The 6,343-nt window shown below is 51.1% G+C and carries 6 protein-coding genes and 1 tRNA gene; all 7 read right to left on the bottom strand.

Annotated features, from left to right (window positions below; translation table 11 throughout):
* Positions 1-49 precede the first annotated feature (49 nt).
* Positions 50-703, bottom strand: a complete 654-nt coding sequence (locus tag QVO39_RS06910; RefSeq protein ID WP_021903560.1) for a trimeric intracellular cation channel family protein — start codon at positions 701-703, stop codon at positions 50-52.
* A 9-nt stretch (positions 704-712) separates the two neighbouring features.
* Positions 713-1,534 carry a 3-methyl-2-oxobutanoate hydroxymethyltransferase gene (gene panB / locus QVO39_RS06905; protein ID WP_021903559.1) on the bottom strand — a complete coding sequence of 274 codons (822 nt, stop codon included), beginning with the start codon at positions 1,532-1,534 and terminating at the stop codon, positions 713-715.
* A gap of 115 nt (positions 1,535-1,649) precedes the next feature.
* A tRNA-Leu gene (locus QVO39_RS06900) sits at positions 1,650-1,733 on the bottom strand.
* Positions 1,734-1,925: 192 nt separating this feature from the next.
* Positions 1,926-3,317, bottom strand: coding sequence for a TolC family protein (locus QVO39_RS06895; protein ID WP_021903558.1), 1,392 nt, complete (start codon positions 3,315-3,317; stop codon positions 1,926-1,928).
* Between the two features lie 11 nt (positions 3,318-3,328).
* A complete protein-coding gene (locus tag QVO39_RS06890) occupies positions 3,329-4,450 on the bottom strand; it encodes an efflux RND transporter periplasmic adaptor subunit (protein ID WP_018029063.1) in 1,122 nt (373 codons plus the stop codon).
* A gap of 23 nt (positions 4,451-4,473) precedes the next feature.
* The gene (locus tag QVO39_RS06885) at positions 4,474-5,748 is read right to left on the bottom strand and encodes an ABC transporter permease (RefSeq protein ID WP_021903557.1); all 1,275 of its coding nucleotides are present in this window, start codon (positions 5,746-5,748) and stop codon (positions 4,474-4,476) included.
* 5 nt (positions 5,749-5,753) lie between these two features.
* Positions 5,754-6,343, bottom strand: a 590-nt coding sequence (locus QVO39_RS06880) for an ABC transporter permease (protein ID WP_288171893.1), incomplete at its 5' end; no start/stop codon positions are given.

Raw genomic sequence — 6,343 nt, 5'->3', positions numbered from 1 at the left:
CCGAGCAGTCAGTCTGACTGCTCCGGCTTATTATTTTTATAGGGAGGGATTAGTCGAGACCTTTAAGGACGGGGAGGGAGATGTGGTACTTCACACAAAGGACTCTGGTGAGGATCACTACCATCACACTCACCACCTGCACCACGATATGTTGCACGCCGATCAGATCTAGGATTCCATAGACCGCCGCTCCGACCACACTCGCCATCGCATAGATATCTTTTCGTAAGATCAGTGGCACCTGATTCATACAGATATCACGAAGCAGTCCGCCAAAAGATCCGGTCGACACGCCCATAAAGAGCGCCACCCAAAAGGGGAAGCCCAGCATCAGTGCCTTCTCCATTCCCACGATCGTAAAGAAGCCGAGCCCTATCGCATCGTAGAGGAATAGCTGTTCATTCATCTTGACCAGTTGCTTCCTAAAGACCACCACGATCAATAGCGAAATCAGCGTGATGATCACATAGGTTGGCGTGGTAAGCCAAAAAGGCGTCACCCCCAGTAAGAGGTCACGGATTGTACCGCCCCCTACTGCCGTGAGCATGCCGATGACATAGGCGCCAAAGAGGTCGATATTCTCCCCCATCGCCAGCCGAATACCAGAGATGGCAAAGGCAAAGGTCCCGATAAAGTCTAGCAGCAGAACAATATTATCCTCATTTAGGAACGCCTGCCACTCAAAAGGTATAAAGGAATCCATCTAGCAGTTTTAGTAACTTTCACTATCATTGGGGAACGTCTGCGCCTTCACCTCACGGCAATAAGTAGCAACCGCCTCCTGAATCTGTACTCCCACATTGGCAAAGTGGCGGAGGAACTTTGGCTTAAAGCCCATAGTCATCCCCAGCATATCGGTACAAACCAGCACCTGACCATCTGTCTCATTGCCAGCACCGATGCCAATCGTAGGGATAGAGATACTCTCCGTCACCTGTTTTGCCAAAGCACTCGGTATCTTCTCCAGCACCAGACCACAGCAGCCTAGCTCCTCCACAAGGCGAGCATCCGAAAGCAGCTGCTCCGCTTCTGCCTCCTCCTTAGCCTGGACACTATAGCCTCCCAGTTTATTCACCGACTGAGGGGTAAGCCCCAAATGAGCCACCACAGGAATGCCAGCATCGAGTATCATCTTTAGAGAGTCGGCCACCTGATGACCCCCCTCCACCTTTACCGCATCCACGCCACTCTCCTTCATCATACGCACCGCAGCAGCCAGAGCCACCTGAGGGTCGCCATGTACCGTACCAAACGGCATATCTGCCACAATAAAGGCGTGCTTTGCTCCATTAGCCACACAGCGTGCATGGTAAATCATCTGATCCAGAGTGATTGGCAGAGTGGTTGCATTACCAATCATCACATTACTGGCAGAGTCCCCGATCAAAATTGCATCCACTCCAGCCTCATCAAGCAACCTCGCCATCGTAAAGTCGTAAGCGGTGAGCATCGCAATCTTATCGCCCTCACCCTTCATTGCCATAAAGCGAGTAGCAGTAATCTTCTTCTTATCCGTGCTTAGATAACTAGCCATTGTACTAAAACTTCCTTCTAGGGATCCGCTCCCCCAATACTCAAAAAAAGAGTTACAAGTGACCCGCTGCACGGCTTCTGACCGATACAGAGACAACTTGTAACTCACTTGCTTGTGCCCAGAACCGGGATCGAACCGGTACAGGTGTAACCCCATTGGTGTTTGAGACCAACGCGTCTACCAATTCCGCCATCTGGGCCTTTTTAATATACGCCCTGCAAAGGTATCACTTTTTATGGACTTACACAATACCTGAGCCTAGATTATTGACAGAAACTCATCAGGGTGCCTTTATCGGACAGGTCGGACAGGTCAGACAAGTCGGACAGGTCGGAAAAAATCACCGTCTTCTGACTCGTCCGATAAGGCACCCTCCGCCAGGCGGGGGTGATTACTTGCCTTCGGCCAAGGTGGTGGCGATATCGCCGGTATTGAAGTAGGTAAGGTTGATGGTGCGGAGTAGTCGGGTATAGATCGACTGCAGATAGGTTGCTTTGGCTTGTAGGTGGCGTGTCTTCACCTGCTCCCACTCATAGATATTGATACGCCCAGCCTTGAACTGCAGATCCGCCACGTCCAAAGCCCGCTTGGAGAGATCTACATTCTCCTTGGAGACCCGATACTGCTCCTCCGCCTTCTCTAAGTCGGTACGAGCGAGGATGATATTGCGGTCGTCATTGATTTGTGCCTGTTTCAATTGACTCTGCAGGTTGAGTGTCTGCAGCTGCATTTGCCGTATCTGTCGACGCACCTGCCCACGGTTATAGATCGGGATAGAGAGCGAAAGCCCCACAAAGTAACGGCCATTATTCTTCAATTGATCCTTAAAAGGGGCATTCATATCCTTGTACTTCTCCCCATAAGTATAGTAGTAACCATTGGAGTAGCCACCTCCGAGAGAGAGCGAAGGCCATAGAGCACTCTTAGCGATCTTCACATCATACTCCGAGAGAAGCACCTCACTTCTGAGGAGTGCCGTTGCTGGGATCTCCCACTTCGGATTGATCAATCGCGGATGGGCCTGCTCCAGATTCGCCACCACCGCCTCGGGCGACATCTCAGCGATATCTAGATCCAGATCACTTGTCTCCACCACTTCTGGATTCAGCCCCATATCCAGCATCAGAATTCGCGTGGCACGGGTCACATCGGCTTCCGTCTCCGTCACTGAGAGTTGGTCACGCCCTAGCTGACTTTGGATATCAATCAGATCCGACTCCGCAGCTCGCCCCACCTCTACCTGCTGCTTGATTTGCTCGTACGACTTCTTGGTGAGAGCAAGGTTATCCTTGGCGGTCGTAGCCAAAGCCTTTGCGAGTAGTAGCTGAATATAGCTCTGTGTCACCTGCAGTGCGATTTGATCCTCCACATCACGAACGATATAATCGGCATTCTGCCGGGCTTCCTTTGCCTTTTGCAGTTGATACCACCGCTGACCACCGCTGAAGATGGGGAGGTCGGCACTAAGTGAAAAACTGGTATTGGCACTTGAGTTATCGGTAAAACTCATGTCACGAGCTTGCGAACGACCGAAAGAGAAGTTCTGACCCACAGAGGCATTGAGACTAGGCAGAAAGGCTTGCTGAGCCGCACTATAATTGATCTCCAGCCCCTCTAGTTTCTGAGGAACTGGCAGAAGTAGCGGGCTATTCTCTTGGGCAAATGCTACACACTCCGTGAGCGACATCTCCACACGAGTTAGCTCCGTCTTTGCAGGTTTCTGAGCCTGCAAAGAGAGTGCCACGCATGGGAGCAAGGCAATGAATATCCAAATCTTCTTCATATCACTCCACTTTATTTAGTGACTGGGTTACCTCGGAGCTGCTCCTTACCCGTCAGCCCACTCTTCACCTCTACTTTCAAACCATCAGAGATACCGAGCTTCACCTCTTGCTCCGTAAAGTCCTCCTCCTTACTTCCCCCTTTCTTAGAGACCATCACAAAGGTTTGGTCGCCACGATAGACCACTGCACTCTCTGGGATGGTCATCACCCCTTCGCTCTTGGCGAGTACCACCTCGGCATTGGAGCTAAAGCCCACCTTGATATCCTCAATATCCGTTGAGTCGAGTGCCGCCTTCACCTCAAATAGGATGGTACCATTCTTATCCACCCCCTTAGGTGATACATACTCTATAGTAGCGTGATAGGTATGCCCCTTGATGGCACCGACATGGATCTGCACCTCGGCACCCACCTTTACCTTATTCACATCGCTTTCATTTACCTCACCCACAAAGAGCAGATCCTTGAGGTCGGCAATAGAGATAATGGTGGTACCTTCATTAAAGGCATTGGCTTGGATCACCGTATTCCCCACCTTCACTGGTTGCTCTAGGATGGTGCCACTCACCGTCGCACGCACCATCGTATTATTTTTCTTCGCAGTGCTAGAGCTTGAACCGGTAGAAACGAGTTGGAGGGTCTCCTCAGCGATATTGAGGTCAATTTCCGCATTCTTATAATTAGCCTGACTTGCCTCCAGCTTCTCCTTGGGGAGGATCTGCTGCTCATAGAGGAGCTCGTCGCGCTTCAATACCTCCTCCAACTGCTTCAGACGCACACGTGCACTCTCCACCCGCGAGGCAGCATTCTGGATATTCGCCACATCAGGCACAATGCTAAGGCGTGCCACCAAGTCGCCAGCCTCCACATAGTCGCCCGGCAAGTGAAGCAGTTCCGAGACGATCCCATTCATCTCCGGCTTTACTTTCACCTCATCACGTGCCTCAATAGACCCTGTCAGCACCGTGCTGAGCACCACTGTATCACCAGCGGTAGGAGTGACCAATTGATAGCTAGCTCCCTTTGGCTGACCTTTCACTAGCACCGTCGCCACAATGGCTATCACTGCGATAGCTACTAGCCCCCATAGGAGCCACCGACCGATGCCTTTACTCTTCTTCTCTCTGCCCATAATATCTCTATTGTTTTTGATTTTTATTCATCTCTAATTGCATCAATAGCCTTGATCTGTAGTGCCTTGTAGACGGGCAATAGCCCTGCCAATACACCCGATACCACCATAATCACCACCGAAAGTATCAGTAGTCCCAAACTTGGATAAGGTCGCGTGACGTAATTACCCACCACCGTATGCTCCGTTATTGCCCCAATAGCGAGTGCCCCCAGCAAACCGAGTAAGATACCAAGTGCACCTGCCACTACGATAATAAAGATCGCTTCCGACATAAATTGCTTGCGGATATCCCTCGGCTTGGCACCAATCGCACGGCGAACACCGATCTCCCTCTGTCGCTCTCGCACCGTCACCAGTAGGATATTACTCACACTAATCACACCTGTAATCAGCGTACCCATCCCCACAATCCAGACCAGTACATTGATGCCCGAAGCGATCATCTGAAAGATATTGGTCACCAACTGCATACTCATCGGTATGATCGCCCCAGTATCGGTAGGGTCGAGCTGCTGACGGCGGGCAAGGATCTCAAAGACCTCCCGACGCACGTCCTCCTCGCTATAACCAGCTTTGGGCACTGCATAGACACTGATCTCCTTATCAAATTGATTGCCCACAGCAAGCGTAAAAGGTAGCATAATCCCTTCCAATCCCATATTGCCAATCGAGAAATTATCCACTAGTGGCTGCGTGACCCCAACCACCTTGAAGGGCACCCCATTAATCGTGATGTAGGTGCCTATCATCTCCTCAATGTTATCGTAAAAGCGCTTCGCCAATTCACGCCCCACCATACATAGAGGGGCACCCGACTCCAGCTCCTGTGGAGTCAGGACTCGCCCATACAGTGCCACCATCTCATCAGCCACCTGAAAATGATTGGGCGTCACTCCATAAGCATTGGCCGAGAGACTTTTATTATTGGCATGTATCGGCACACTGGACCAAGCATCTTTCACACCAAAACTGGTCAATGCCCCCACTTCCTGGAGCATACGAGACTGGCTCTTGATATTGAGATAGTCGCGATAGGTGGTCTGTACAGGACGATTGGCCTTGTACCCTTGATACGGCTTTGTGGTACGACCAGGGATAATATAAATCACATCGCTACTCACCCCTTCGAGCATCCCAAAGGCAGAGTTGCGCAACCCTGTGCTCAGACTGGTAAGGATGGTAAAGAAAAACATCCCCGCAAAGACGCCAAGGGAAGTGACCACACTCCTACGCTTATTGCGTTTGAGGGTGTAGAGCATCTCGGTCCAGAGTTCTTTATTCAATAGTATTCCCATAGCTCCTATTTCATATCACGCATCGCCACTACCGCCGGTATCTTGATCGCTTTCTTGGCTGGACCATAGCCAGCCACCACACCGACCACCACCAGCACAATCAGTGCCCCGATGGCTACCCCCATATTCACCTCGGGGTTTTCGAATAGCCTAAGGACCATCACATCATCGGCTGAGAAGCCTACAGGGATCTCCTGCTGTCCCCACTTATTGACCATTGCAAGGTAATCCAAGAGCTTCACGATGCCTATCCCCAGGAATAGCCCAACCACTCCAGCGACCATAGAGAGGAGCAGGCTCTCCCCTAGCACTAGCCTTAAGATATCCCGAGGCTTAGCACCAATCGCCTTACGAATACCGATCTCTCTCATACGCTCCTGCACCGTCACATGCATGATATTGGAGACTCCGATGGTACCGATACTCAGGCTACCAATCCCCATAACCCAGAGAAGCACCTGCAGACTGAGGAAGATCATATCCATCGTCTTAGCCTGATCGCTACTATTATCCACATAAATAGACCAAGTGTCTGAAGGGTCGGACCTAGTGATTTGGTGGGCTACTCTGGCGAGTTCCTCAGCCAGTTTCTCGC

It is taken from the genome of Porphyromonas sp. CAG:1061 (assembly GCF_000435035.1).
Classification (GTDB): Bacteria; Bacteroidota; Bacteroidia; order Bacteroidales; family Porphyromonadaceae; genus Porphyromonas_A; species Porphyromonas_A somerae.
The sequence above is the reverse complement of the archived record's forward strand: the minus strand, read 5'-3'. Positions and strand labels throughout refer to the sequence as shown.